The following is a 24,586-nucleotide window of genomic DNA, read 5'->3' on the forward strand; positions in this document are numbered from 1 at the left end:
CGCGCAACGCCTCAGATCTTCATGTCAAATCCCAGATGCTTGGCGACGGTAAAGATATCCTTGTCGCCGCGCCCACACATATTCATCACCAAAAGATGATCCTTGGGCAGGGTCGGCGCGATTTTCATCACATGGGCCAAGGCATGGCTTGGTTCCAGCGCGGGAATAATCCCCTCTTGCGCACAGCAAAGCTGGAACGCCTCCAGCGCCTCGACATCCGTGATCGAGACATATTTGGCGCGCCCCGTTTCATGCAGCCAGCTATGCTCGGGACCGATCCCCGGATAATCAAGACCGGCCGAGATGGAATGCCCCTCAAGGATCTGCCCATCGGCATCCTGCAAAAGATAGGTGCGGTTGCCATGCAACACGCCGGGCCGCCCGCCCGTCAGCGACGCGCAATGCTCCATCCGGTCGTCAACGCCATGGCCCCCGGCCTCGACCCCGATGATATTTACCGTTGGATCGTCAAGGAACGGGTAAAACAGCCCCATCGCATTTGACCCGCCGCCAATCGCCGCCACCAGCGTATCCGGCAGACGCCCTTCGGCGGCCTGCATCTGCTCTTTGGTTTCCTTGCCGATGATCGATTGGAAATCGCGCACCATCGCCGGATAGGGATGCGGCCCGGCCACGGTGCCGATGCAATAGAACGTGTCACGCACATTCGTGACCCAATCGCGCAGCGCGTCGTTCATCGCGTCCTTGAGCGTGCCGCGACCAGACGTGACCGGCACCACCTCCGCGCCAAGCAAACGCATCCGGAACACATTGGGCGCCTGACGCTCGACATCATGCGCGCCCATATAGACCACGCATTGCAGCCCGAACTTGGCGCAGACGGTCGCCGTGGCAACCCCATGCTGACCGGCCCCCGTTTCCGCGATGATCCGCTTTTTGCCCATACGGCGGGCAAGGATGATCTGCCCCAGCACATTGTTGATCTTATGCGCGCCCGTGTGGTTCAACTCATCCCGCTTGAGATAAATCTTGGCCCCGCCAAAATGCTGCGTCAGACGGTCCGCATAATAGAGCGGCGACGGGCGGCCCACGTAATGCGTCCACAGATCGTGCATCTCGTCCCAGAACGATGGATCGGTCTTGGCGTGCTCATACTGCTCTTCCAGTTCCAGAATGAGCGGCATCAGGGTTTCCGACACAAACCGCCCGCCGAAATCGCCAAACCGGCCCTTTTCGTCGGGACCAGTCATAAAGCTGTTGAAGAGATCGTTCATTGTCTCGGGCCTTTGTCATTCGGGGAAGTCTGGGGTTGAATATGGGACGCGCGGGGGATTTTCCAGCGAAAAGCAGAATTTCAAAGGCGGCGGATCACATAGAGCCGCGACCAAAGGTCCGGCTCGGCCAAAAGAAAGGGCAAGAACGGCTCTGACCGCTGCGCGATATGGATCTGGCCACTGTCCACCAGCGATTCCAGCACCGATTGAAACCCCTGCGCCTTCAATGTGGCTTCCAGCAGGTTGAACACCCCAATACCGCCGGGGCGCGTCACGCGGGCCAGATGAATAAGGCTCTCCGCCGGGGCATGACCGGGGCCAAACGCCCCGACACAGATAAAGCCTGCAAACCTGTCATCGGCAAAGGGCAGACCACTCCCCATCTCCGCCTCGACCAGATCGGCGTAGTGCCCTGTTGCCTGCGCCGCCGCCAACATACCGGGCGAAAGATCACAGCCGGTGATCGGGCCATAGCCCAGAATCCGCAGGCTCTCGCCCACCAGCCCGGTGCCACAGGCGGCATCCAAAACAGGCCCCTCAGCCGTCCCCATGAACCGCGCAAACATCGCCGCCCCCAGCGACGGAAGCCGAAACCCCCGCGCCAGATTATCGGCGTCATAACTCAGCGCCCAATCGTTATAGATCGCGCGGGATTGCTCGGGCGTCTTCGCCCCATACACATCGCTCAGATCCTCGGGATCACGGGTCATCGCAGCCTCTTGTCGCTCTTTATAAAAGCATCTGTCGCGGGTTCGGGCCTGTCAACCGGAACGCCTAATCCAAGGCCCGCTTAAAGCCGACATGCGACGCCCTGTAACCAAGGCTCTCGTAAAACCGGCGGCTCTCGGTGCGGGTCGCATTCATGGTCAGTTGGATCAACCGGCATCCGGCGGCACGCGCGCGCGCCTCGACATCCGCAAACATGAGATGCCCCAATCCCTGCCCCCGAAGATGCCTTGCAATCCGCACGCTTTCCACCTGCGCCCGCCGCACCGCCAAAAGCGATAGCCCGCTGATCATCGTGATTTGATAGGTGGCCAGCACCGCGCCCTGCGCGTCAACGCCCACAATGAGGTGATTGTTGCCCTCGGCCTGCATGGCGTCAAAGGCGGTCAGATACTCGGACATATCCCCCAGTTCCCGCCCCTGCCCCAGCACATCGTCGCGCAAAAGCGCAACCACCTGCGCAACCTCATCACGACGCGCCTCGCGGAATTCAAGCACCTTGGGCATTGCGGATAAACGCGCGGATCAGGCCTGCGTCCTTGATCCCCGGCGCAGCCTCGACCCCGCTTGAGACATCAAGTTGCCGCGCGCCCGTGCGCGCCACCGCCAGGGCCACATTGTCCGGGTTCAGCCCCCCCGCCAAAAGCCATGGCAACGCCCAGTCGCGCTCCGCGATCAAACCCCAGTCAAAGGCCAGCGCATTGCCGCCCGGTCTTGTCGCCCCCGGTGGGGGCTTGGCGTCGATCAAAAGCTGATCGGCCACACCGCTATACGCGTCAATCTGCGCCAGATCCGCAGCTTCGGCGATCCCAATCGCCTTGATCACCGGCAGGCCATAGCGTGCTTTGATCTGGGATACCCGCGCGGGGCTCTCTTCCCCATGCAATTGCAGGAAATCGAGCGGCACCTGATCCGTCAGCGCATCAAGCGTGGCGTTATCGGCATCGACCGTCAGCGCCACCTTGGCCACTCCCGGCGGCACGCCCAAGGCAAGCGCCCGCGCCTGCATCAGCCCCACATTCCGCGGTGATTTCTCGAAGAATACGAACCCGACATAGGCCGCACCCGCCTCGACCGCCGCCGACACGTCAGCAGCGGCGGTCAGACCGCAAATCTTGACACGAATATCTCTCGCCATGCGCTCAGGTTAACTCGCCTGATCCAACAGCGCCAGAACCTCATCCTTGCCCTGATGCCGCTCACCCTTAAGCCGCTTGATCTCGGCTCGCAGGCTTGCCAGTTCGCGCGCCTGCCGTGCCGCCGCCGCCCGTTCGCCCGCCTCACGAATCCATTCCCAGATGAACCCGACAATCAAACCCATCAGAATGCCGCCAAAGATCACGATGAAAAGCGGCAGATCATAGGTCGGATTGAGCGCGGCAAACCCCGCCAATTCATCGGGCAACACCCGCAGGGTCACGACCCCGCGATTGGCCAGCGCAATGAGCACCAGCGCAAGGGCGAAAATGGCAATCGAAGCATAGCGGATATAGCGCATGGATTACTTTCCGTTGAGCCGGTCACGCAAGAGCTTGCCGGTCTTGAAGAAGGGCACGTTTTTCTCTTCAACATGCACGCTTTCACCGGTGCGTGGATTGCGACCTGTGCGCGCATCCCGCTTTTTCACCGAGAACGCACCAAAGCCGCGCAACTCGACGCGGTTGCCCTCGGCCAGCGCATCGGTGATCTCGTTGAAGATGGTGTTGACGATACGCTCGACGTCGCGCTGATAAAGATGCGGGTTCTCGTCAGCGATTTTTTGAATCAGTTCCGATCGGATCATCGGTGGTCTCTCCCCCGGCCTTATTGTTTGTAACTTTGTGGCAGTTGCAGGGGACTATAGCCAGAATGCCGCGAAACCCAAACAGAAAGCCGGGGCAAGAGACGGAAATCTATGCGGTTTTTTGCTGAGCATGGGCGATTTTTGTGCCCAACGCCCATTGGGCGGCAACACATCCTTAGCCCCGCCCAGATGCTGCGCCGCGGCATCGGGATCACGCAGCCCTTGATTCGGATCGGCAACCTTAAGCGTTCGCACGACACCACTGGTGGACATTTCGCCACATCCGCCCCATGGTGCGCCGGGCACCGCGAGGACAGGTATGACGGCACGACAGATCATCATCGACACCGATCCCGGTCAGGATGACGCGGTGGCGATCCTCTTTGCCTTGGCCTGTCCCGAGGCGTTCGACGTGCTTGGCCTGACCTGCGTGGCAGGCAACGTGCCGCTGGATCTGACCACGCGCAACGCGCGCAAAATCTGCGAACTGGCGGGCCGCCCCGATCTTGCGGTCTTTGCCGGATGCGACCGGCCCCTTGGCCGCGCTCTCGTGACCGCAGAGCATGTGCATGGCCGCTCTGGTCTTGATGGCCCCGACCTGCCCGAACCGACCATGCCGCTTCAGGACCAGCACGCTGTCGATTTCCTTATCGACACCCTGCGCGCGCGCCCCGCCGGCACGGTCACGCTGGTGCCTATCGGCCCGCTGACCAATATCGCCACCGCCTTTCAGCGCGCGCCCGACATCGTCGCGCGCGTACAAGAGATTGTGCTTATGGGCGGGGCCCATGCCGCGCATGGCAATGTGACCCCGGCGGCAGAATTCAACATCCATGTCGACCCCGAGGCTGCCGCCTGCGTGCTCGCCTCTGGCGTGCTACTGACCCTGCTGCCACTCGATGTCACGCATCAGGCATTGGTCACCCCCGCCCGCAACGCCGCCTTTCGCGCCATCGGAACCCCGGTGGGCGAGGCTGTCGGCGCACTGACCGGGTTTTATGAACGCTACCGCCCCGAACGCCACGGCGCGGATGGTGCACCGCTGCATGATCCCTGCACGATTGGCTGGCTCTTGCGCCCCGATCTTTTTACCGCCCGCCACGTCAATGTGGAAATCGAGACGCACTCGGAATTGACCATGGGCATGACCGTGGTGGATTGGTGGGCTGTCACCGGTCGCCCCGCCAATGCCACCTTTGTTCACGATATCAACGCGCAGGCCTTCTTTGACCTGCTCACTGAAAGGCTCGCGCGCCTATGACCGCCCTAACCCTCGCCCGGCCCGATGATCTGGACCGGCTCTTGTCTCTGGTCGCCGCCTTTCACCAAGAGACCGGCATCGCCCAGTCCGAGGCCACCCGCCGCGCCGCACTTTTGCCCATGCTCGAAGGCAGCCCGCATGGCGTGACCTACCTCATCGGACCGGGGCGTGCGCCAATCGGCTATATCGTCATCAGCTTTGGCTGGTCGGTCGAATTCGGCGGACTCGATGGATATGTTGATGAATTCTACATCCGGCCCAGCGTGCGCGGGCGCGGCATCGGCTCGGAAGTGATGATCAGCCTGCCCAAGGCCCTGGCCGGTGCCGGATTAAAGGCGCTGCACCTTGAAGTGCGGCGCGACAATGACAAGGCGCGCGCGCTTTATCGCAAGCTGCGTTTCGAACCACGCGACGCCTACAGCCTCATGACCTGTGCGCTCTAGACTTTCGCCTGCTTGACCCTAGGTAAACCTCATGACTCTCGTGATCCCGTTTCAAAACAGCTATGCTGATCTTCCTGCGCGGTTTTACACCCGTCAGACAGCCCTGCATGTGCGCGCCCCCCGCCTCATCCGGTTCAACCGGGATTTGGCCGCCGAACTGGGCATCGCAGAGGTCCCAGACCCCGAACTTGCCGACGTGTTTTCCGGCAATCAGGTGCCCGAGGGTGCCACCCCTTTGGCGCAGGTCTATGCCGGGCATCAGTTTGGCGGCTTCTCGCCGCAACTGGGCGACGGGCGCGCGCTGCTCTTGGGTGAGGTGATCGACCGCAACGGTCAGCGCCGCGACATTCAGCTCAAAGGCTCTGGCCCCACCCCCTATAGCCGGATGGGGGACGGGCGCGCGTGGCTTGGCCCGGTGCTGCGCGAATATGTGGTGTCCGAGGCGATGCACGCCCTTGGCCTGCCCACCACCCGCGCCCTCGCCGCCGTTGAAACCGGCGAACAAGTCTACCGCGAGGCGGGCGGCCTACCCGGCGCCGTGCTCACGCGCGTGGCCTCCAGCCATCTGCGCGTTGGCACATTCCAGTTTTTCGCCGCCCGGCGCGATCTTGACGGGCTGCGCACGCTCTATGACTACACGGTGGCCCGCCATTACCCCCATGTCGAAAGCCCCGCGCATCTCTTGGCCGAGGTGATCCGCGCGCAGGCGCGCCTTGTGGCGGGCTGGCTCTCGATCGGGTTTATCCACGGGGTGATGAACACCGACAACACGGCAATTTCCGGCGAGACGATCGACTATGGCCCCTGCGCCTTTATGGATACCTATCATCCGCAGACCGTGTTCAGCTCGATTGATGCGCGCGGGCGCTATGCCTATGACAATCAGGCGCATGTGATCGTCTGGAACATGGCGCAACTGGCTACAGCTCTGGTGCCGCTCATGCCCGATCAGGACGAGGCGATCGAGGATTTCACCGCCCTTGTGCATGCCATGCCCGACCAGATCGAGGTCGAATGGCGCCGCGCCTTTGGTCGCAAGATCGGCCTTGCCGAGGCGACAGCACAGGATGCCCCGCTTATCGCTGACCTGCTGGCGCGCATGGTCGAGGGGCGGGCGGATTTCACCAATACCTTCCGGGGCCTCATCGACGGCACCGCACGCGATCAGTTTCTCGACCGCGCCACCTTTGACACATGGGAGCCGCTCTGGCGCGCCCGTATCGCGCAAGAGGCCGATCCAGAGGCGGTGATGCGCGCCGCCAACCCGGCCTTCATCCCCCGCAATCACCGGGTCGAACAAATGATCGAGGCCGCCGTTGCCGGCGATTACGCCCCCTTCGAGCGGCTGCTCGACGTTTTGGCGCGCCCCTACATAGATCAGCCTGATGCCGCCGATCTCAAACGCCCGCCTACCCCGTCAGAGGTGGTGGAAAATACCTTCTGCGGCACATGAAAAACGCCGGGGCATGCCCCGGCGTTCTTGTCTTGATCAGGCTGCGTTCGACCGCGCGCCGCCACCGCCGCCACCGGGCTTGCGCCGACGACCACCGCCCGCGCCCGGCTTGCCCTGCTGGCCACCGCCGGAAAATCCGCCACCGCCGCCTGTGCGACGCCGCGGACCACCCCGCCCCGTGGCGGGCTTGGGCGACTTCGGATCAGGCAGCACTTCCCACGGACGGCCCGAGGCAACGGGAATCGTCGTGCCCAGAACCTTTTGAATATCCTTCAACTCGCCCATCTCGTCGGGCGCGCAGAATGCAATCGCCGCCCCGTCCCGGCCCGCCCGCGCGGTCCGTCCGATCCGGTGAACATAGTTGTCAGGCACATTCGGCAATTCGTAATTATAGACGTGTTTGACATCCGGAATATCCAGACCCCGCGCCGCCACATCGGTCGCCACAAGGATTTTGACATGCCCGTCACGGAACGACTTGAGCGCGCGCTCGCGCTGGCCTTGGCTCTTGTTACCATGGATTGCCGCCACGCTGTAACCGGCCTGCTCCAACCGCTTGGCCAACTTGTCCGAGCCGTGCTTGGTACGACCAAAGACCAACGCCAATTCGCTTTTGTGCTTGGCCAAAAGCTCGATCAGCAGATCGGGCTTGGCGGCCTTGGCAACAAAATGCACCTCTTGCGTGACCTTGTCAGCGGCCTTGCCCGGCGGGCTGACCTGCACCCGCTTGGGATGCTTGAGATAGCTACCGGCCAACTCTTCCATCTGCTTGGGCATGGTGGCCGAAAACAGCATCGTCTGACGCTCCGCCGCCAAAAGCCCCGCAATCCGGCGCAGCGCATGGATAAAGCCCAGATCAAGCATCTGATCGGCCTCATCGAGCACAAGGAAATGCGCCGCATCCAGACGCACCGCGCGCCGGTCAATAAGGTCAAGCAACCGCCCCGGCGTCGCCACCAGAATATCAGTGCCCTGCTCCAACCGCTTGATCTGCGGATTGATCGAGGCCCCCCCCACCACAAGATTGATCTTGATCGGGCTGTCCTTGACCAGCGGCAACAGCGCGTCACGGATCTGGCTGGCCAATTCCCGCGTCGGTGCAAGGATCAGGCTGCGGATGGTCTTGGGCGCGGGCTTGCCCGGTGCCTGCATCAACGCCGTAATCAGAGGCAGGCCAAAGGCCATGGTCTTGCCGGTGCCGGTCTGCGCAAGGCCCAGAACATCAAACCCGTTCAGCGCATGCGGGATCGCATGGGTCTGGATCGGGGTCGGTTCGGTGATGCCTTCGTTGGCCAGCTTGCGCACCAATGCAGCAGGCAGGCCCATTTCGTCAAATAGGTTCAAGTCGTATCCTTTCAGGGGCGCGAGGACATCCCGCAGCCCGTCACAGGCAGTGATTCACACCGCCCGGTCGTCGTGGTTGCACCCGCCCGCAGCCAAGGGGCCGCATGCCCCCTGCACTCTGACAGGTGTTTGGCCCCACGCGTGATTTTGGGATCATCCGCGACATTTCATAAGATACGCCTGTTTCAGGCAGTGCTGCTCACGCGGCAGGAAATGTCGGTTGACGTGCATATGGCGGTGCAGCACGCAGAAGTCAAGCACAGCGTCGCCTTTTGCCTACCGCACCGCCACGACCAAGGATCGGCATGGGCCAGAGAGGCAATCAACATGAGGGTTGTCAGCAAACCAAGAAAGCGGGGCAAGCGCCGCCTGTCCTAGCATCGGTCACAGCCCAAGATGCACATATCGCAGGTGTCAAACCAGCCCACCCCACGCGCCTGAAACCGGGTCTCAGCCCCGCCGTGCCTCGCTCAGCGCGCGGTCCCACAACCGGTCGCGCATCAACCGGCGAAACGCGCGCTTGATCTCTCCGCTGGCGTCCCGCGTGTAGCATCGCCCATGTGTCAGGATCAGCCGCTCTGGCCCCCAATCCAGCATCTGCTCCACCAGATCCCCGACCGCCTTGCGCCCGCCCAAACGTTGCGCAAGCCCCATAGGCGGTTTGCCATCACTGTCGTCAATCCCGGCAAGCCAGATCAGCGGGCGCATCCACACCGGCAACGGCGCGGTCTCTACCGCCATGATCAGCCGTGACAGGATCGCAGAGCGGCTGGCCTGATGTAAAAACGCCACCTCGGTTTGCGCACCTTCCAGCACAAGCGGCTTGATCTCACGCGCCCAAGTGGCGGTTGCCACCTCGGCCCCGCGCCAGATCCGCGCTGACGGATAGGCCGCCTGCCACGCGGGCAGATGCGCCAAAACGGGCGCCTGTGGCACAACGATATGCGCCACACGGCCCCGCTCTGCCAGCCAAGCCCGCAAATCATCCGACAGCGGCACCGGCGCATGGATCCATAAGTCGCCCGAGGGCAATTCAATCACAACTGTTCGCAGCGGCATCGAAACGCCGCCGCGCCACGGCACTGCGGCCCCCACAATACCCCAGACCCCCTTAGCAAGAGACTCCGAAGTGAAGGTGGGGGCAGCCGTCATGCCTAGTCGGTCACTGTGACGCGTGTCATCACATCCGGTTGCCCGACCACGGCCCCATTGGGCCCGGTGCCGCGCTTGATCGCATCCACGATCTCAAGGCCCTCAGTGACTTGACCAACCACGGTATATTGCCCGTTCAGGAACTCACCCGCATCAAACATGATGAAGAACTGGCTATTGCCGCTGTTGGGGTCTTGGCTGCGCGCCATGCCCACCACCCCGCGCAAGAATCGCTCGTTCGAGAATTCAGCCTTGAGGTCGGGGCGCTCACTGCCCCCCATCCCCGCGCGGCCCATATCACCACCCTCGAGCTTGCCAAACTGCACGTCGCCAGTCTGCGCCATGAATCCTTCGATCACCCGGTGAAACACGACCCCATCATAGGCCCCCTCAGAGGCGAGCGCGGTGATCTGTTCCACATGCCCCGGCGCGATATCCTCATAGAGGTCGATCTTGACAGTGCCATTGGCCTCGCCCGCAATCTCGATTTCCAGCCCCGTCGCCAGCGCCGGACCCGCCAGCAGGCTAAGTGCGACAACAATCTTATACATCTGCGGCCACCTTGACGCTGATCATCCGGTCCGGGTTCGCCGGCGGCTCGCCGCGCGTGATGGCATCGACATGCTCCATGCCCGCGATCACGCGGCCATAGACCGTGTATTGACCATTCAGGAAATGGTTGTCGCTGAAATTGATAAAGAACTGGCTGTTCGCCGAATTCGGGTTCTGGCTGCGCGCCGCCCCCAACGTGCCGCGATCATGCGGGATCTTGGAAAACTCGGCCTTGAGATCGGGCAGCGTGCTGCCCCCGGTGCCCGCCCGGCGCGGCTGATAGTCTTTTTCCATATTGCCATGTTCCACGTCGCCGGTCTGCGCCATGAACCCGTCGATCACGCGGTGAAAGGCCACGTTGTCATAATGCCCGGCACGGGCCAATTCCTTCATCCGCTCGCAATGGCCCGGTGCGATAGCGGGCAAAAGCTCGATGGTGACAGTGCCACCCTTCAGCTCCATCAGAATGGTGTTTTCGGGGTCCTTGATCTCGGCCATGGGGCTCTCCTTGGTAAATATGCCATGATACCTAGGCGGTTCCCACACGATTGCCAAGCACAGAGGTTGACGCTGGCAAAGACCCGCGCCAATAGAAGCGCGACCAGATTTCGGGAGGCCTGAGGCATGAGCTGGAAAACCCTTGACGACATCGATCTGACCGGCAAGCGCGTGCTGGTGCGCGTTGATATCAATGTCCCGGTCGAGAATGGCCTTGTGACAGACGCGACCCGCATCGACCGTATCGCGCCCACCGTCACCGACATTCTCGCCAAGGGCGGACGCCCGATCCTTCTCGCGCATTTCGGACGGCCCAAGGGCAAGGTCGTGCTCGACATGTCGCTGCGCGTGACCGTGCCCGCGCTCGAGGCCGCCTTGGGCCGCAAGGTGCGGCTGATCGAAACGCTGGAAGGCGCCGAGAACCTGACCGATGAGGCGCTCGCCTCTGATGTGCTGCTTCTCGAAAACATCCGCTTTCACCCCGGCGAAGAAGCGAATGATCCCGCCTTTGCCGCGCGTCTGGCACAACTGGGCGACATCTACTGCAACGATGCCTTTTCCGCCGCCCACCGCGCCCATGCCTCAACCGAAGGCTTGGCGCGGCATCTTCCGTCTTGCGCAGGCCGCCTGATGCAGGCCGAATTGCAGGCGCTCGAGGCGGCTCTTGGCACGCCCAAACGCCCTGTCGTGGCCGTCGTCGGCGGGGCCAAGGTCTCGACCAAGCTCGACCTCTTGGGCAATCTCGTGGCAAAGGTGGACAGCCTCATCATCGGCGGCGGCATGGCCAATACCTTTCTCGCCGCTATGGGGCTCGATGTGGGCAAATCGCTCTGCGAACATGACATGACCGCCACCGCCCGCGAGATCATGCTCAAGGCAGGGGATGCAGGCTGCAAGATCGTTCTGCCCGCCGATGTGGTCGTCGCACGCGACTTTGCCGCCGGTGCCCCGCATGAGGTAGTGGGCGCCCATGCCTGCCCGCCCGACGCCATGATCCTTGACGCAGGCCCTCAGGCCGTGGCGCGCATCATCGCCACGCTCGATGCCGCCAAAACGCTGATCTGGAACGGCCCGCTGGGTGCCTTTGAAATCGCCCCCTTCGATACCGCCACCAATGCCGCCGCCTCCCATGCCGCCCAACTCAGCCGGGCGGGCAAGCTCATCTCCGTCGCAGGCGGTGGCGATACCGTGGCCGCCCTCAATAAATCCGGTGCCGCCGAGGATTTCACCTATATCTCGACCGCAGGTGGTGCCTTTCTGGAATGGATGGAAGGCAAGGATCTGCCTGGCGTTGCAGCACTCAAGGCCTGAGTGCCACCCGCCCACCACCTGTTAGCGCCACCACGATTGCACAGCCCGCGCCCCTCGCCTATGAGGGCGCGAAACCGTGTAGTCCTTCAGGGGTGTCCCATATGACCAAGACCGAACAGGCCAACAAACTCCGCGCAGGTCAGGGCTTTATCGCCGCTCTCGACCAATCCGGCGGCTCCACCCCCAAGGCCCTGCGCCTCTACGGCATCGAGGAAAGCGCCTATACCTCCGAGGCGGAAATGTTCGATCTGGTGCACGCCATGCGCGCACGCATCGCTCAGGCCCCGGAGTTTACCGGCGACAAGGTTCTGGGCGCGATCCTGTTCGAAATGACCATGGACCGCGACATCGGCGGCAAACCCTCGCCCGCCTTCCTCTGGCAAGAGCGCGGCGTCGTCCCCTTTCTCAAGGTCGACAAGGGGTTGGCCGGTGACACCGATGGCGTCAAGCTGATGAAACCCATGCCCGATCTCGATCCGCTCTTGGAGCGCGCGGTCAAGGCGGGGATTTTCGGCACCAAAATGCGCTCGGTGATCGACGCGGCCAATCCCACCGGCATTGCAGCGGCGGTCGCCCAGCAATTCGAGGTCGGACAGCAAATTCTGGGCCACGGCCTCGTGCCGATCATCGAACCCGAAGTGACCATCTCAATTGCCGACAAGGCCGAGGCCGAAACCCTCCTGCGCGCCGCCATCCTCGCGCAGCTTGACGCGCTGCCCGCCGATCAAGAGGTGATGCTCAAACTCACCCTGCCCGAAACCGCAAACCTTTACGAAAGCCTCGTCAACCACCCCCGCGTGCTGCGCGTCGTGGCGCTCTCGGGCGGCTATAGCCGGGAAGAGGCCAACGCGCGTCTGGCGCAAAATCGCGGCGTCATCGCGAGCTTCAGCCGCGCCCTGACCGAAGGTCTCTCGGCCCAGCAATCAGACGCCGAATTCAACGCCACCATCGCGAAATCCATCGACGACATCTACCGGGCCTCCATCGCGGGCTGATCGCCCGCGCCTTTCATCTGGCCAAAAATACCTCGGGGGAGTCCCGGATAAAATCCGGGACGGGGGCAGCGCCCCCACCCCGCCCTCACCCCTTGGCGCGCTTGGCCTCGGCCACGACCTTCTCCGCCAAATCGCGCGCAATGCCAAAGGCCCCCTTGATCCGGTCGCTCTCGCCTTTCCAGTCGCGGCGCACCACGATCTTGTTGTCGCGCACCTTGGCCAAACCCCGCTCGTCATTGATGAATTCAACCAAGCCCTGCGGCGAGGCGAACTTGTCGTTGTGAAACTGGATCGTGGCCCCTTTCGGCCCGCCATCAAGCTTGGCAATGCCAGCGCGTTTGCACATCGCCTTGATCCGCACCACCAGCATCAGCATGTTCACCTCGCGCGGCAGCTTGCCGAACCGGTCAATAAGTTCAGCGGCAAAGCCTTCCAACTCCACCTTGGTCTCCAACCCGCTCAAGCGGCGATAAAGCCCCAGACGCACGTCGAGATCGGGCACATACTCCTCGGGGATCAGCACCGGCACGCCCAGATTGATCTGCGGTGCCCATTGCTCATCAGCCTCCGACAGCCCCTCCATCTGGCCGGATTTGATCTTGGCAATCGCCTCTTCCAGCATGGATTGATAGAGTTCATAGCCGACATCGCGCATCTGCCCGGATTGTTCCTCGCCCAGCAGATTGCCCGCCCCGCGAATATCGAGATCCTGTGAGGCGAGCGTAAACCCGGCCCCCAATGTGTCGAGACTGCCCAGAACCCGCAGCCGCTTTTCCGCCCCCGGCGTCAGCGGCAGGCGCGGCTTGGTTGTCAGATAGGCATAGGCGCGCGTCTTGGAGCGCCCCACCCGACCCCGGATCTGATAGAGCTGGCTCAGGCCAAACATATCGGCGCGGTGGATGATCATCGTATTGGCCGTGGGAATATCGAGGCCAGATTCAACAATCGTCGTCGCCAGCAGCACATCGTATTTGCCGTCGTAAAACGCGTTCATCCGCTCGTCGAGTTCCCCCGCCGCCATCTGCCCATGGGCGATGACATAGCTCACCTCGGGCACCTGCGTTTTCAGGAAATCCTCGATCTCGGGCAGATCACTGATGCGCGGCACCACATAGAACGACTGCCCCCCGCGATAATGCTCGCGCAACAGCGCCTCGCGCACGGTCACACTGTCAAACTCGCTCACATAGGTGCGGATCGACAAACGGTCGACGGGCGGCGTGCTGATGATCGACAGGTCGCGCACCCCCGACAGCGACAGTTGCAGCGTGCGCGGAATCGGCGTCGCGGTCAGCGTCAGCACATGCACATCCGAACGCAACTGCTTCAACCGCTCCTTATGCGCCACGCCAAAGCGCTGTTCCTCGTCAATGATCAAGAGCCCAAGGTTCTTGAACCGGATGCCCTTGGCCAAGAGGGCATGGGTGCCCACGACAATATCCGCCTCGCCGCGCGCCATGGCATCGCGGGTCTTGGCCGCCTCTCCCGCCGACACAAACCGCGACAAGGGCCGCACATTGACCGGAAAGCCGCGGAACCGTGACGCAAATTCCTGATAATGCTGCCGCGCAAGCAATGTGGTGGGCGCAATCACCGCCACCTGTAGCCCCGACATCGCGGCAACAAAGGCCGCGCGCATCGCCACCTCGGTCTTGCCAAAACCCACATCGCCACAGATCAACCGATCCATCGGCGCGCCCGATCCCAGATCGTTCAACACATCCTCGATCGCATGCAACTGATCGTCGGTCTCTTGATAGGGGAACCGCGCGGCAAAGGCCTCCCAGGCGTGATGTTCCGGCTCGATCACCGGCGCGCTGCGCAGCGCCCGTTCGGCCGCCACCCGGATCAGACGATCCGCCATCTCGCGGATACGCTCTTTAAGCCGCGCCTTCTTGGCCTGCCACGCGCCGCCGCCCAGACGGTCAAGCAGGCCCTCTTCATGGCCGTATTTCGACAAGAGCTCGATATTCTCGACCGGCAGATACAGCTTGGAGCTTTCGGCATATTCCAGCACGAGGCATTCATGCGCGGCCCCGGCGGCGGTGACCACCTCAAGCCCCAGATACCGCCCGATACCGTGGTCGACATGCACCACCAGATCGCCAACACTCAGGCTCTGCGCCTCGGTCAGGAAATTCTCGGCCCGTCGCCGGCGCGGCGCGCGGATCAACCGCTCGCCCAGCACATCCTGTTCGGAAATCACCGTCAGCCCCGGCGCGTCAAACCCGCTCTCAAGCGGCCAAACCGCCAAATGCAGCCCATGCTTGCCAATGCCCTTGGCGCTGCTCACCCCGACAGCGCCAATCAACCCCTCGTCTTCCAAGAGGCCCTCAAGCCGCTCGCGCGCGCCTGCGGAATAGGAGGCCACCAAAACCGGCGCACGGTCGAGTTTCGCGCGAATATGATCCTTCAACGCACTGAAGAGGTTGATGTTTTCCTGCTGCCGCTCCGGTGCGAAATTGCGCCCGATGCGCCCGCCTGCGTCGATCACCCCCGGCCCGGTCGCCTGCGGCAGCGCCGCGAATTGCAACACGCGCCGTTCGGCCACCGCCGCCGTCCACGCGGCATCGTCGAAATAGAGCAGCCCCGGCTGCACCGGCTTATACACCGTGTCACCGCGCGATTTCTGGCTCAGCGCCAGATGCCGGGTCTCATACTGATCCGCGATACTCTCCCAACGCGCCAACCGCTGCGGCGTCACCTGCTCATCCAGCGTGATCGTCGCCTGCGGCAGATAGTCAAAAAGCCCCTCCAGCCGCTCGTGAAAGAATGGCAACCAATGCTCGACCCCGGCATGTTTGCGCCCGGCACTCACCGCCTCATAGAGCGGATCATCGGTGCCCGCAGCGCCAAATTCGATCCGGTAATTCTGACGAAAGCGGCGGATCGCTTCCTCGTCGAGAATAACCTCAGAGACCGGGGCCAGCTCTACTCGGTCCAATTTTTCGGTCGTGCGCTGCGTGCCCGGATCAAACCCGCGCACCCCGTCCAGCACATCACCAAAAAGATCAAGCCGCACCGGTCCGCCCTCACCCGGCGGGTAGATGTCGATGATGCCGCCACGCAGCGCATAATCCCCCGGCTCCGTGACGGTGGGTGCCTGCGTGAACCCCATCCGCACCAGAAAATCCCGCAATGCCTTTTCATCAATGCGCTCGCCCACTGCGGCCACAAAGGCCGCACCGCGCAACACCTCGCGCGCAGGCACCCGCTGTGTCGCGGCATTGAGCGTGGTCAATAGAACGAACTGCGACGGCCCCCCATGCGCCAGCCCCGCCAGCGTCGCCATCCGCGTGGCGCTGATCTCGGCATTGGGCGACACGCGATCATAGGGCAGGCAATCCCAGCCCGGAAAGGTAATCACCGGCATATCTGGTGCGAAAAAGCGCAATGCAGCCTGCATCGCCGCCATCCGCTTGTCATCGCGTGCCACATGCAGCACCGGCGCGCCGGTCTTGGCAACCTCAGCCAGAATGAGCGTCGCGTCAAAGCCTTCGGGCGCGCCGCCCACGGTGATATGTTGCGCCTTGGTCATGATCTTCCTGCATCTTGCGCGCCGTCAACTGCGCATGTCATCCCAGAATATTGGCGTTCATGTTCTGGTACATGCCCCACATCGCAGTCACGAAAATCGACAGCATACCGATCACCTGAATCACCAGACGATGCGTCTGCACCCGCTTGATCAAGGCAACACCCGTCCACCCGCGCGATGCGATGCGCTGCGCCAGCCGGATCGACAACCCCCAAACCAGCAACAGCGGAAAGCCCAGCAAAAACAGCGCCTGAGCGAATTCGCTGTCATAGACAAATCCCAGCAACACCAGCGTGGTCATCAAGAACGCCGTAATCCCCGCCATCAACAGGCCGGATTCCTGCACCAGATACAACAAGCGGTTGATATTGATCCGCACCATATCCTCGAAATCGGTCATCGCCTGCGCATTTTGGCCCTTGCGCGCGCGAATGGCCATGTCCCATGGCACCCCCAGAACCCAGTGGCTGGCCGAAGACCATGTCACCGCCAGCGCAATCCAGAACCACAGGTTGCTGAAAGACCGCATGTCGATCAACTCGAAAACCGTATCGTACCAGTCCAAGCCCGCGCCCCTCTTGCCGCATCATCGCCTCTCTTAGCGCCGGAGCGCGGCAATTCCTACCCTTGAGATGCGCGAATTTCCATGCCACTCAGTCAGGGTTGATCCAGCCAGAAAGACCGCCCATGCGCCCGACCCAAGCCGCCTTTCCCGCCACCCGCCTGCGCCGCACCCGCGCCACGCCCAGCATCCGCGCCCTTGTGGCCGAAAACACGCTGACAGCGGGCGATCTGATCTGGCCGCTTTTCGTGCGCGACGGCGACGGGATAGAAGAGCCGGTGCCCTCCATGCCCGGTGTCATGCGCCGGTCCATCGACCGCGTGGTCGAAGCCGCACAAGAGGCCGCTGACCTTGGCATTCCCGCCATCTGCCTCTTTCCCTATACCTCGACGGAAAACCGCACCGCCGATTGCGCCGAGGCCTGGAACCCCGAGAACCTCAGCAACCGCGCCACCCGCGCGATCAAAGCGGCAGTGCCGGGCATCACCGTGATGACCGACGTGGCGCTTGATCCCTATTCGGACACCGGCCATGACGGCTTTGTCGTGGATGGCGAGATCGTCAACGATTCCACCGTGGCCGCGCTCGTCAAACAGGCGCTCAGTCAGGCCGAGGCGGGCGTCGATATCATCGGACCGTCCGACATGATGGACGGGCGCGTGGGCGCGATCCGCACGGCGCTCGAGGCGCATGGCTATCCCAATGTGATGATCATGTCCTATGCCGCCAAATACGCCTCTGCCTTTTATGGCCCGTTCCGCGATGCGGTGGGCGCGGCGAACGCGCTCAAGGGCGACAAGAAAACCTATCAGATGAACCCCGCCAACACCGACGAGGCCCTGCGCCTGATCGAGCGTGACCTCAGCGAAGGGGCTGATATGGTGATGGTCAAACCCGGCATGCCCTATCTCGACATTTGTCGACGGGCCAAGGAAACCTTTGGCGCACCCACCTTTGCCTATCAGGTGTCCGGCGAATACGCGATGATCATGGCCGCCGCGCAGAACGGCTGGATCGACCGCGAGCGCGCCATGCTGGAAAGCCTCATGTGCTTTAAACGCGCCGGTTGTGACGGGGTGCTGACCTATTTCGCCCCCGAAGTGGCCCGGATATTGGCAAAAGGATAGTGCCCGCGCGCAGCATCCCGCCCATGACCGCAATCCATGGTGACATCAGCCCGCCTTGCCCCTATACTGAGTAGCAGACCGGTATGAGACAAAAGACCGGCTCGAAACGAGGCAACAGACAGGCAATCCCATGAGCATTCTGACAAGACGCAATTTTACCCTTGGCCTGATGGCTGGCACGCCGCTTCTTGCGGCCTGTGGCAATGGCGTGGGCAGTTCCGGCGCGGCCACCATCGACGCGCGTGTCGATGCCACGCTAAGCCAGATGTATTCGCGCTACCCCAACACCCGGGACCTTGCAGACAAGGCCAACGGCATGCTCGTCATGCCAGTCGTGACCGAGGCGGGCTTTCTCGTCGGCGGCGGCTTTGGTCGGGGCGCGCTGCGCATCAACAATGTCACGGTCGATTACTATTCCGCGACCAAAGGCAGCGTTGGGCTTCAGATCGGGGCACAGCAATTCGCACATGTGCTCTTTTTCATGACCCCCGATGCGCTCGAGAAATTCCGCCGCTCGTCCGGTTGGGCAGCAGGTGCCGATGTGGAATATGTCTTCAACGACAGGGGCGAGAACCTGCGCGCCGAGACAACCACCTCCTCCAGCCCGGTGATTGCCGTGATCTTTGGTCAGGCCGGGGCCTTGGCGGGCGTGTCGCTGGAAGGCATGAAATACACCCGCATCATTCCCTGATATCATCTCCCCCTGACGCCGCGCGCCCTTGGGCGTGCCGGCGTCAGAGCGGCCAGAAGATCAGCAAGAGCGGCAGGCTAACCGCCACCACCAAAGCCTCTAGCGGCAACCCAAGCCGCCAGTAATCCCCAAACCGAAACCCGCCCGGACCAAGGATCAGCGTATTGTTCTGATGCCCAATAGGCGTGAGAAAGGCGCAAGAGGCCCCGATCGCCACCGCCATCAGGAAACTGTCCGGGCTCACCCCCAATGTTCCCGCAATGCCCAGCGCGATGGGGCACATCACGGCGGCGGTCGCGGCATTGTTCATCACATCCGACAGGAACATCGTGGTGATCAGGATCACGGCCAGCGCCGCAACCGCCTGCCCGCGCGCCACCTCTGTCACCAGAAATTCCGCCAGAACCCCCGCCGCCCCGGTTTCCTGCATCGCCCCCGCCACCGGGATAAGCGCGGCCAAAAGCACGATCACCGGCCAATCAATCGCCGTGTACACCTCTCTTGGGGGCACCGTGCGAAACAGCATCGAGGCCAGCACGCCCAACGCAAAACTCGCCGCCGCTGGCAGCACCCCAAACGTCACCAACAGGATCGCCATACCCATGATCGCCGTCGCCGTGATGGCCATCCGACGGCTTGGCAGGCGCAGATCGCGCGCCCCAAGCGGCACACAGCCGGTGTCATGGATGAATTCCGACAGCGATTCCGCCGGTCCTTGCATCAAAAGCAGATCACCCGAGCGCAGCTTGACCGACCGCAGCCGTGCACGCGGGGCCTGCCCCGCCCGTGCCACCGCCAATAGGTTCAGCCCATAGCGCGTGCGCAAATGCAGATCGCTGGCCGACAGACCGACAATCGACGATGCGGGCAGCACCGCCACTTCACGCAGCACCGTGTCACGCTCATCGTTGGATTTGGCCTCCTCACTCGCCTCCTCCTCTGCGTCCTCCGGTGTCGCGTCCTTGGCCTGTTTGACGTCTTCCTCCAGCGTCAGATCAAACACCGACAGCGTTTCCGCCAACGCCTCGACATCTGCCTCAAGCACCAGCACATCATGCCCCCGGATGCGCCGCCCGCCATGCGGTGCCAGCAGTCGCACATCATTGCGCACCAGCGCGACCACCTGCGCATCAGAGCTTTCGACCTCCCGCTCAAAGGCACGCAGTGTCAGGCCAATGGCCTTGCTCTTCTCGCCGACCCGCACCTCGGTCATATAGGCCCCGGCGTCAAACTCTGATGCGCCCGCAGCCTTGCGCGCAGGCACAATCCGCCAACCGATAAACGTGATCGCCAGCACGCCCACAACCGCCACCGCCACGCCAATCGGCGCGAAATCGAACATGGCAAAGGCACCGCGCCCTGCGCCCTCGCGAAAGCCCGAGACGATAAGATTGGGCGGCGTGCCGACCAGCGTCGTCATCCCCCCCAAAATGGTGCCAAACGCCAAAGGCATCAGCACCTGCCCCGCTGGCATCTCAAGCCGCTTGGCCAGTTGCACCGCCACCGGCATCAAAAGCGCCATCGCTCCCACATTGTTCATGAACCCCGACAGCGCCGCACCCAGCGCCAAGATCGCCCCGATGCTCACCAGCCGCCCCGCGTCGCGCGGCAACACCGTCCGCGCCAAAGCATCGACCGCCCCGGTATTCTGCAACCCTTGGCTCAGCACCAGCACACAGGCCACGGTGATCACCGCCGGATGCCCAAACCCGGCAAAGGCCTCTGCCCCCGGCACCAACCCCGTTACGACACAGGCCATAAGGGCGGATAACGCCACCACGTCATGCCGCAACCGCCCCCAGAGAAACAGCGCCATGGTCAGCGCCAGAATGCCAAGGATCATCATCTGTGCTGCGGTCATGCGCCTCTCCTGCGGGCGCACCCGGCCCTGCCAGAAAAAGACCACGCCAGCTTCGGGGCTTCAACCCGTCAAAGTCCCGCCCCGCCCTAGTGCAGCGTGAATTCACCTACGACGTTACGCCACTCCCCCGGCGCGATCAGCTTGCGATGGGTAAAGCGCACCGAATGCAACGGCCCCTCAATCTCGCGTTGCCAGAACTCGATAAAGCCAAAGAGCTTGGGATGGTCCGGCGCCAGATCAAAATCCTGCCACAGATAACTGTTCAGCACGTTGCGATAATCGGGCATTCGATAGAAAAATTCCGCCGTCGTCAGCCCATATCCCCTGAGCATCATTTCCGTCTCAGACATCTGCATGTGTCTCTCCTGTCACTGCCTGACAGACTCATGGTGCCAGAAATAAATTACTTTTCAATTAAAACAGTATGTTAGCACTCATGGCTGCTGGCTGACAAAGGCAATTCCCCAGCCCCATTGCACCCTATATCCTGCCTCTGATATAGTCCTTTCAACAAGATATAGAGAATGATCACAGGACGGTCCCAAACGTGAGCGATACGCCTCAACCCCCTGAAAACATGGATGAAACCCCGCCAGAGCGGCCCGCCTACAGCGGCCCCACCGTCTCGATCACCCATGAGATGAAAACCTCCTATCTCGATTACGCCATGAGCGTGATCGTCAGCCGCGCGATTCCCGATCTGCGCGATGGCCTCAAACCCGTGCATCGCCGCATCCTTTATGCCATGCACGAAAGCGGCAATACCCACGATAAACCCTACCGCAAATCCGCCCGCGCCGTGGGCGATGTGATGGGCAAATACCACCCCCATGGCGACAGCGCGATCTATGACGCGCTCGTGCGCATGGCGCAGGATTTCTCGATGTCCCTGCCCCTGCTCGATGGTCAGGGCAATTTCGGCTCGATGGATGGCGATAACGCCGCCGCCATGCGCTATACCGAAGTGCGGATGGACAAACCGGCCGCCTATCTCTTGGCCGATATCGAAAAAGAGACCGTCAATTTTCAGGACAATTACGACGGCAAAGACCGCGAACCCACCGTCCTGCCCGCCCGCTTTCCCAATATGCTGGTCAATGGCGCGGGCGGGATCGCCGTCGGCATGGCCACCAATATCCCGCCGCATAACTTGGGCGAGGTGGTCGATGCCACGCTGGCGCTGATCGACAACCCTGATCTCGAGAGCGAGGATTTGATCCAATATATCCCCGGCCCCGATTTCCCCACCGGCGGCCTCATGCTGGGCCGCTCCGGCGCGCGCAAGGCCTATCTCGAAGGGCGCGGCTCGGTCATCATCCGCGCCAAAACCCGCACCGAGGAAATCCGCAAAGACCGCTACGCCATCATCATCGACGAAATCCCCTATCAGGTGAACAAGGCCACGATGATCGAGCGGATCGCCGAGGCCGCCCGTGACAAGCGGATCGAAGGCATCGCGCATGTGCAGGACGAATCCGACCGCAACGGCGTGCGCGTGGTGATCGAACTGAAACGTGACGCCACCGCCGAGGTGGTGCTCAATCAACTCTACCGCTTTACCCCGATGCAGACCTATTTCGGCTGCAACATGCTGGCATTGAACGGCGGCAAACCCGAGCAATTGACGCTGCACCGGTTCCTGTCGCTCTTCATCACCTTCCGCGAAGAGGTGGTCGCGCGCCGTACAGCCTATGACCTGCGCAAGGCGCGCGAGCGCGCGCATGTGCTCTGCGGTCTGGCCGTTGCTGTGTCCAACGTGGATGAGGTGGTGGCCACGATCCGCGGCTCCATGGATGCCGCCGAGGCGCGCCAGAAACTGATGGAACGTCGCTGGCCCGCGGGCGACATCCTGCCCTATATCGCGCTGATCGACGATCCCAGCCACCCGGCCAATGCCGATGGCACCTATAACCTGAGCGAAGTACAGGCGCGCGCCATTCTCGATCTGCGCCTGCAACGCCTCACACAACTGGGCGTCAAAGAAGTCACCGACGAACTCCAAGACCTCGCAGGCAAGATCAAGGAATACCTCGCTATTCTGGCCAGCCGCGAGCGGATCATGCAGATCATTTCCGACGAGCTGCGCGAAGTGCGTGAACTCTTCGCCGTCCCCCGCCGCACCGAGATCGTGGACTGGTCCGGCGATATGGAAGACGAAGACCTCATCGAGCGCGAGGATATGGTCGTGACCGTCACCAGTGGCGGCTATATCAAACGCACCGCCCTTGCCGATTTCCGCGCACAAAAGCGCGGTGGCAAGGGTCTGTCGGGCATGGCCACCAAGGATGAAGACGTGGTCACCACGCTCTTTGTCGCCAACACCCACACACAGCTCTTGTTCTTCACCACCGGCGGTATGGTCTACAAGCTCAAGACATGGCGCTTGCCACTCGGCGGGCGCACCTCCAAGGGCAAGGCCATCGTCAACATTCTGCCCATTCCGACCGGCGTTTCCATCGCCGCGATCATGCCCGTGGACCGCCCCGAAGAAGATTGGGAAGACTTGCAAATCGTCTTTGCCACCTCTGCCGGCGATGTGCGGCGCAACGCGCTCTCGGATTTCACCAATGTCATGCGCAATGGCAAGATCGCGATGGACCTGCCCGAGGGCGTTGAACTGGTCAACGCGCGCATCTGCGGCCCCGAGGATGACGTGATGCTGGTCACCGATTCAGGCCGCGCCATCCGCTTCCCCACGACCGAGGTGCGCGTCTTCAAGGGCCGCAAATCCACCGGCGTGCGCGGCATCCGCCTGCTCGGCGATGACCGCGTGGTGTCGATGTCCGTGATCCGCCATTTCGACGCCTCCGCCGATGACCGCGCCGCCTATCTCAAGATGCGCCGCCAATTGGCCGGGGCCGAGGACGACGGCACAAGCGATGACGAAGGCAATGCCGACGCCGCGCTCAGCGCGGAACAATTCGCGGAAATGCAGGCGGCCGAGAATCTGATCCTGACCATCACCGCGCGCGGCACCGGCAAACTCAGCTCCAGCCACGATTACCCCGTGCGCGGGCGCGGCGGGATGGGCGTGCAGGCGATGGACAAGGGCATGCGCGGCGGCACGGTCGTGGCCTCCTTCCCGGTCACGCTCGAAGACCAGATCATGCTCGCCACTTCCAAGGGACAGTCGATCCGCGTGCCCGTCATGGGCATCTCCTTCCGCTCCCGCAGCGCAGGCGGGGTCAAGGTGTTCAACACCGGCGCCGGAGAAGAGGTGGTCTCGGTCGCCTGGATCGCCGAACAGGCCGAAGAAGACGAGACCGCAGAAGGCTGATCCCAGACGCGCGTCAGGGTATCATCACGCTCCGGCCCCATTTTCGCCGGATTTACAGTGATGATACCCTAGTCGCCTCGCGGCATGGTTGTATTTGTCTCACTTGGTTTCCGACCCCCTCACAGCGGATTCTCACATGACAACGCCCCTGCGCCCAAGCATGGACCAGACCGGCCTCAACCTGATCCGGATCGTGATCGGCTCGTATTTCCTTGCGCTCTCGCTCGATCTTGTCTCAGGGCTCGACGCCGCAACACTCTTTGCCGCCCTGCTGCCGCATGCGACGGCAGACCTGATCGGATCGACTTTGCTCTTTTGCCTCAGCGCGGCGCTCATGGCCGGGCTGCAGCTCCGCCTCTGCGCGCTAAGCCTCGCCCTCTTGGTGTTCTGCTCCAGCCTCGTGCAAAACCTCATTATCGTCACCCCCGATAGCCTCTCGGCCTTTTGGCGCGATCTGACCTTGGCCACGGCGGTGCTGCTGACCTATCTCACCCTCGGCCCCGGTGCCCTGCGCCGCGCCTCGGTCCTCGCTCACCGCGCACGCCTACGCCGCGCCATGGCGCAACGGGCCATCAACCCCCGCCGCATCACGCCTCAGACTGTGCAAAAACGGCCCGTTCAACAGGAAATCCGCTCCGCCCTCGCCGCCTCCACCCTGTCGCGTCGCCCCGCCTCCCACGAGGACGACGCCGAAAACATCTTTGCGAATATCTGACGAGACCGGGGCCGCTTAACCCTGTCTCAACCATTGCGCTCCAGACTGGGCACGCCGCTGCT

The 24,586-nt window shown here is 62.5% G+C and carries 23 protein-coding genes; 9 read left to right on the top strand and 14 right to left on the bottom strand.

Features of this window, described 5'->3' with window-relative positions:
* Positions 1–11: 11 nt before the first annotated feature.
* From trpB to ihfB, 6 genes are all read right to left on the bottom strand, one after another.
* The gene (gene trpB / locus ROSMUCSMR3_RS03405; RefSeq protein ID WP_008282375.1) at positions 12–1,235 is read right to left on the bottom strand and encodes a tryptophan synthase subunit beta; all 1,224 of its coding nucleotides are present in this window, start codon (positions 1,233–1,235) and stop codon (positions 12–14) included.
* 80 nt (positions 1,236–1,315) lie between these two features.
* Complete coding sequence (locus tag ROSMUCSMR3_RS03410; RefSeq protein ID WP_081506455.1) at positions 1,316–1,945, bottom strand: class I SAM-dependent DNA methyltransferase; 630 nt, start codon at positions 1,943–1,945, stop codon at positions 1,316–1,318.
* A 64-nt stretch (positions 1,946–2,009) separates the two neighbouring features.
* Positions 2,010–2,468 (bottom strand): GNAT family N-acetyltransferase, encoded by a 459-nt coding sequence (locus tag ROSMUCSMR3_RS03415; RefSeq protein WP_081506456.1) that lies wholly within the window; start codon positions 2,466–2,468, stop codon positions 2,010–2,012.
* Positions 2,452–3,099, bottom strand: coding sequence for a phosphoribosylanthranilate isomerase (locus ROSMUCSMR3_RS03420; protein WP_081506457.1), 648 nt, complete (start codon positions 3,097–3,099; stop codon positions 2,452–2,454). The genes ROSMUCSMR3_RS03415 and ROSMUCSMR3_RS03420 overlap by 17 nt, the downstream gene beginning before the upstream one ends.
* Before the next feature lie 9 nt (positions 3,100–3,108).
* On the bottom strand, positions 3,109–3,459 hold the full coding sequence (locus ROSMUCSMR3_RS03425) for a lipopolysaccharide assembly protein LapA domain-containing protein (protein ID WP_037269371.1): 351 nt from the start codon (positions 3,457–3,459) through the stop codon (positions 3,109–3,111).
* A gap of 3 nt (positions 3,460–3,462) precedes the next feature.
* On the bottom strand, positions 3,463–3,744 hold the full coding sequence (gene ihfB, locus ROSMUCSMR3_RS03430; protein WP_008282380.1) for an integration host factor subunit beta: 282 nt from the start codon (positions 3,742–3,744) through the stop codon (positions 3,463–3,465).
* A gap of 319 nt (positions 3,745–4,063) precedes the next feature.
* Between ihfB and ROSMUCSMR3_RS03440 the strand changes: the two genes are divergently transcribed.
* From ROSMUCSMR3_RS03440 to ROSMUCSMR3_RS03450, 3 genes are read left to right on the top strand one after another with little or no spacing between them, the layout of a single operon-like run.
* Entirely contained in the window at positions 4,064–5,005 is a 942-nt protein-coding gene (locus tag ROSMUCSMR3_RS03440) for a nucleoside hydrolase (protein WP_081506459.1), read from the top strand.
* Entirely contained in the window at positions 5,002–5,448 is a 447-nt protein-coding gene (locus ROSMUCSMR3_RS03445; protein ID WP_081506460.1) for a GNAT family N-acetyltransferase, read from the top strand. Before ROSMUCSMR3_RS03440 ends, ROSMUCSMR3_RS03445 begins: the two co-directional genes overlap by 4 nt.
* Positions 5,449–5,479: 31 nt before the next feature.
* Entirely contained in the window at positions 5,480–6,901 is a 1,422-nt protein-coding gene (locus ROSMUCSMR3_RS03450) for a protein adenylyltransferase SelO (protein ID WP_081506461.1), read from the top strand.
* Between the two features lie 36 nt (positions 6,902–6,937).
* Here the strand turns inward: ROSMUCSMR3_RS03450 and ROSMUCSMR3_RS03455 are convergent, their stop codons facing one another.
* The 4 genes from ROSMUCSMR3_RS03455 to ROSMUCSMR3_RS03470 form a co-directional block, all read right to left on the bottom strand.
* Complete coding sequence (locus ROSMUCSMR3_RS03455) at positions 6,938–8,227, bottom strand: DEAD/DEAH box helicase (protein ID WP_008282384.1); 1,290 nt, start codon at positions 8,225–8,227, stop codon at positions 6,938–6,940.
* Between the two features lie 468 nt (positions 8,228–8,695).
* A complete protein-coding gene (locus tag ROSMUCSMR3_RS03460) occupies positions 8,696–9,397 on the bottom strand; it encodes a DUF4336 domain-containing protein (protein WP_081506462.1) in 702 nt (233 codons plus the stop codon).
* Positions 9,398–9,399: 2 nt separating this feature from the next.
* Positions 9,400–9,948, bottom strand: coding sequence for a peptidylprolyl isomerase (locus ROSMUCSMR3_RS03465; protein WP_081506463.1), 549 nt, complete (start codon positions 9,946–9,948; stop codon positions 9,400–9,402).
* Entirely contained in the window at positions 9,941–10,447 is a 507-nt protein-coding gene (locus ROSMUCSMR3_RS03470; protein ID WP_081506464.1) for a peptidylprolyl isomerase, read from the bottom strand. Before ROSMUCSMR3_RS03470 ends, ROSMUCSMR3_RS03465 begins: the two co-directional genes overlap by 8 nt.
* A 126-nt stretch (positions 10,448–10,573) precedes the next feature.
* On the opposite strand from ROSMUCSMR3_RS03470, the gene ROSMUCSMR3_RS03475 reads away from it, so the two are divergent.
* Together ROSMUCSMR3_RS03475 and ROSMUCSMR3_RS03480 are read left to right on the top strand one after the other, a co-directional pair.
* Positions 10,574–11,758, top strand: coding sequence for a phosphoglycerate kinase (locus ROSMUCSMR3_RS03475; protein WP_008282388.1), 1,185 nt, complete (start codon positions 10,574–10,576; stop codon positions 11,756–11,758).
* Between the two features lie 101 nt (positions 11,759–11,859).
* Positions 11,860–12,753, top strand: coding sequence for a fructose bisphosphate aldolase (locus ROSMUCSMR3_RS03480; RefSeq protein WP_081506465.1), 894 nt, complete (start codon positions 11,860–11,862; stop codon positions 12,751–12,753).
* Between the two features lie 85 nt (positions 12,754–12,838).
* Here the strand turns inward: ROSMUCSMR3_RS03480 and mfd are convergent, their stop codons facing one another.
* Complete coding sequence (gene mfd, locus ROSMUCSMR3_RS03485; RefSeq protein ID WP_081506466.1) at positions 12,839–16,291, bottom strand: transcription-repair coupling factor; 3,453 nt, start codon at positions 16,289–16,291, stop codon at positions 12,839–12,841.
* A gap of 37 nt (positions 16,292–16,328) precedes the next feature.
* Positions 16,329–16,856 carry a component of SufBCD complex gene (locus tag ROSMUCSMR3_RS03490; protein ID WP_087148859.1) on the bottom strand — a complete coding sequence of 176 codons (528 nt, stop codon included), beginning with the start codon at positions 16,854–16,856 and terminating at the stop codon, positions 16,329–16,331.
* Positions 16,857–16,978: 122 nt separating this feature from the next.
* Here ROSMUCSMR3_RS03490 and hemB point away from each other — a divergent pair, with 122 nt between their 5' ends.
* On the top strand, positions 16,979–17,980 hold the full coding sequence (gene hemB, locus ROSMUCSMR3_RS03495; protein WP_081506467.1) for a porphobilinogen synthase: 1,002 nt from the start codon (positions 16,979–16,981) through the stop codon (positions 17,978–17,980).
* A gap of 130 nt (positions 17,981–18,110) precedes the next feature.
* A complete protein-coding gene (locus tag ROSMUCSMR3_RS03500) occupies positions 18,111–18,671 on the top strand; it encodes a YSC84-related protein (RefSeq protein ID WP_008282395.1) in 561 nt (186 codons plus the stop codon).
* 43 nt (positions 18,672–18,714) lie between these two features.
* On the opposite strand, the gene ROSMUCSMR3_RS03505 is transcribed toward ROSMUCSMR3_RS03500, so the two are convergent.
* Positions 18,715–20,532 carry an SLC13 family permease gene (locus ROSMUCSMR3_RS03505; protein WP_081506468.1) on the bottom strand — a complete coding sequence of 606 codons (1,818 nt, stop codon included), beginning with the start codon at positions 20,530–20,532 and terminating at the stop codon, positions 18,715–18,717.
* Positions 20,533–20,618: 86 nt separating this feature from the next.
* Positions 20,619–20,888, bottom strand: a complete 270-nt coding sequence (locus ROSMUCSMR3_RS03510) for an usg protein (RefSeq protein WP_008282397.1) — start codon at positions 20,886–20,888, stop codon at positions 20,619–20,621.
* Positions 20,889–21,109: 221 nt separating this feature from the next.
* Between ROSMUCSMR3_RS03510 and gyrA the strand changes: the two genes are divergently transcribed.
* Positions 21,110–23,809, top strand: a complete 2,700-nt coding sequence (gyrA, locus tag ROSMUCSMR3_RS03515) for a DNA gyrase subunit A (protein WP_081508541.1) — start codon at positions 21,110–21,112, stop codon at positions 23,807–23,809.
* A gap of 136 nt (positions 23,810–23,945) precedes the next feature.
* Positions 23,946–24,524 carry a hypothetical protein gene (locus ROSMUCSMR3_RS03520; protein WP_081506469.1) on the top strand — a complete coding sequence of 193 codons (579 nt, stop codon included), beginning with the start codon at positions 23,946–23,948 and terminating at the stop codon, positions 24,522–24,524.
* The last annotated feature ends 62 nt before the right edge of the window (positions 24,525–24,586 follow it).

This window comes from Roseovarius mucosus (assembly GCF_002080415.1).
GTDB lineage: Bacteria > Pseudomonadota > Alphaproteobacteria > Rhodobacterales > Rhodobacteraceae > Roseovarius > Roseovarius mucosus_A.